The sequence below is a fragment of the Microbacterium sp. genome, assembly GCF_030149085.1.
Classification (GTDB): domain Bacteria; phylum Actinomycetota; class Actinomycetes; order Actinomycetales; family Microbacteriaceae; genus Microbacterium.
Map to the genome: position 1 here is coordinate 1 of NZ_JASBSF010000255.1, position 2,930 is coordinate 2,930.

The 2,930-nt window shown below is 67.4% G+C and carries 4 protein-coding genes and 1 pseudogene; all 5 read left to right on the forward strand.

The window, feature by feature from the left end; translation table 11 throughout:
• Positions 1–598: 598 nt before the first annotated feature.
• Positions 599–1,243, forward strand: coding sequence for a CPBP family intramembrane glutamic endopeptidase (locus Q1V87_RS10350; RefSeq protein WP_300592303.1), 645 nt, complete (start codon positions 599–601; stop codon positions 1,241–1,243).
• Positions 1,244–1,336: 93 nt separating this feature from the next.
• Entirely contained in the window at positions 1,337–1,588 is a 252-nt protein-coding gene (locus Q1V87_RS10355; RefSeq protein ID WP_292735605.1) for a type II toxin-antitoxin system Phd/YefM family antitoxin, read from the forward strand.
• Entirely contained in the window at positions 1,585–1,971 is a 387-nt protein-coding gene (locus Q1V87_RS10360; RefSeq protein WP_292735603.1) for a type II toxin-antitoxin system VapC family toxin, read from the forward strand. The genes Q1V87_RS10355 and Q1V87_RS10360 overlap by 4 nt, the downstream gene beginning before the upstream one ends.
• 319 nt (positions 1,972–2,290) lie before the next feature.
• Positions 2,291–2,737, forward strand: coding sequence for a 50S ribosomal protein L13 (gene rplM, locus Q1V87_RS10365; protein WP_228177219.1), 447 nt, complete (start codon positions 2,291–2,293; stop codon positions 2,735–2,737).
• A gap of 28 nt (positions 2,738–2,765) precedes the next feature.
• Positions 2,766–2,930, forward strand: a pseudogene (locus Q1V87_RS10370) (30S ribosomal protein S9); the annotation flags it as partial.

Sequence of the window (2,930 nt, forward strand, 5' to 3'; positions counted from 1 at the left end):
GCAATGCCCGCAACCGCAAATGCTTGCGGATGCGCGATAGCGACGATTTCTTCCGTTCGAGCAGCACCTCGACATGATCATAAGGGTCTGCGACCCCTTCTTGACGGACATGGTGCAAGGTGTCTGCGTGCGCGTGATCGCCAGCCAGCTGAGGCCCCCGACGGCGAGGATCAGCACCGCGACGATCACGATCGACACCCACGTGGGCACAGAGCCTCGGGAGCGTCTTGACGTGCTCGAGCGGTAGGCCACGGCGGTCCTCGCGAGTCGGCTGGTGTGCGGCGGGCGGAACAGCATCCGCTCGCCCTCGCGATGCGGATAGAAGCATGTGGTTCTGGCGCCGAACCGGCGAGGAATTCCCCCGGCAGGTACCCTGGCGCCTATGACGGAGTCTAGCGCGGGGACAGTACGTTCACGGGAACGAGGGTCGTCGAGGCGCCCAGACTCGACCGCAGAACCCGGATCGTCGCGGCGATCCGCCTCGTCTCGGGGGTCGGATTCGTCGCGGGGATCGAGGCGGAGCGAGCGGGCTGCCCACTCGTGGCGGTCGGGCGGGTCGACTGTCGCTCGCTGGGACGGGGAACTCGTCGGATGGGCAGTGCTGCTGCTCGGTGCCGGCATCCTGCTCGCCACCCTCGCCGACCGGCTCCTGGGCGGCACCCTCGGTTCCGCGCTCTCGCTTGCCGCGCTGTGGGGCGGGATGCTCGCCGCGATCATCCTCGCGTTCGCGCGCTCGCGGCCCCGGATGCTGCTGCGCTTCCATCCGTTCGACCTGCTCTACGGAATCGTGCTCGGCGTCATTCTGCGCTTCACGCAGGGCTTCCTCGAGATCGCCGGCACCGGCACCGCCGTGTGGCCGACAGCAGGGACGATCGATGGGTCACTCCCGGCATCCTTCTGGTTCGACGGCGTGCTCGCGCCGGTCGTGATCGCGCCGCTTCTCGAAGAGTTCTTCTTCCGCGCCGTGCTGCTGGTCGCGATCTTCACGGCGGTCAGGCGGATGACTGACTCGCGCTCGTGGGCGGGGTTTGCCGCGATAGCCGTGACGACCGTGCTCTTCATCGGGCTGCACCTCGTCTTCGACATCTACACGTGGTGGTCGGTCGCGACCCTCGGGCTCGTCGGGCTCGTGTGTGCCGGTCTGGTCGTCGCGACCTCGCGCATCTGGGGCGCCGTGCTCACTCACATCGTCTTCAACGGCGTCGCCGTCGGGATGCTCGTCGTCGGCACCGTCGGGGTCTAGGGCGATTCTTCCCCCGGGGGGGCGGTGATGCAGCTCTCCACACCCGCCTGAATCGCCCTGTGCTACGCGTGCTACGGCTGGTACATTCGGGGTATGCCCACCATCAGCCATCGAGAAATGCGCAACAACAGCGCAAACGTGCTGCGCGGTGTGCAAGACGGTGAAACGTATGTCGTGACCAACGACGGCGTTCCCGTCGCCTCGATCGTGCCGAGCGGAGAGCAGGCTGCCGAACTCCCCCTCGTTCGCGCGGCGACAGCATCCGACAGGATCGGATCACTCACTCGACACAGCATCCGGGGGAGCGTCCGCGAGACTCTTGACGAACTGCGATCCGAGCGGTGACGCGGGCGTATATCGATACGTCGGCGGCAGCCAAGCTGGTGATTGACGAGCCCGAGTCAGCGGCGCTAGCCGCGTGGGTCGATGACGGTTCCGTCGAGCTCGTCGCCGGCATGCTGCTCGAGACCGAGTTGCGGCGCGTGGGGGTGCGCCACAGCATCCCGCAGCTGGACATCTCCGCCCTCCTCGATCACGTCGCCCTCTACGGGCTGACACCAGCTGTCTACCGCGAGGCAGGAGTGCTACCCGGCCGTGCCCTGCGCACCCTCGACGCGCTGCATCTGGCATGCGCTGTTCGCCTGGGCGTTGACACCGTTCTCACCTATGACGACCGGTTCGCGGATGCCGCACAGAGCGTCGGTATTCCGGTCACTGCGCCGGTGTAGCGCGCACTCGCGGCCTAGGCCCCCCGGGGGGAGCAACGGCGCACCGTTTGGCACACACGCCGGTGCCGCCCCCCACATCTGCGGAGTGTCGCGGCCGCCGTGCGCCGTTGCGACCGACGGCGGTGCGCCACGGGAGCGGCGTCGACGGTTCGCGCGCAGCATCCGGATGCCGTAAGCTATCCCTTTGGTGCCTGCCTCACTGCGGCAGATACCTGCGAACGTGAGCCCTCCACTGGCGTGTTCGGCGGCCCTCGGCCTCGGAACCACCCCGGAGCGGGATTCACGAACCACTCCGTTCGAATCAGAAAGCAGCACTATCGTGACGCGCACATTCACCCCCAAGGCTGGCGAAATCCAGCGCGAATGGCTCGTGATCGACGCCACCGACGTCGTTCTCGGCCGCCTCGCCTCCCACGCCGCAGCGCTCCTGCGCGGCAAGCACAAGGCGACCTTCGCACCGCACGTTGACAGCGGCGACCACGTCATCATCATCAACGCCGACAAGGTCGCCCTCACCGGCCAGAAGCTCGAGAAGAAGATGGCCTACCGCCACTCCGGTTACCCGGGCGGACTGAAGGCCGTCGCGTACAGCGAGCTGCTCGAGAAGAACCCCGTCCGCGCCGTCGAGAAGGCCATCCGCGGCATGCTCCCCAAGAACAGCCTGGGTCGCCAGCAGCTGTCCAAGCTGAAGGTGTACGTCGGTGCCGAGCACCCCCACGCCGCTCAGCAGCCCAAGACATACACGCTCGACCAGGTCGCCCAGTAAGCGCCGGACAGACCAGAAGGACATACTCGTGGCGAACGACACCACCGCAACCGAGCCCACCAGCTACACCACCGAATCCGCCGTCGACGTCGAGGCTGTCGAGGCTGCGCGCCCCGTACTCAACGTTCCCGGCGCAGCAGTGGGCCGCCGCAAGGAAGCCATCGCGCGCGTGCGCCTGGTTCCCGGTACCGGC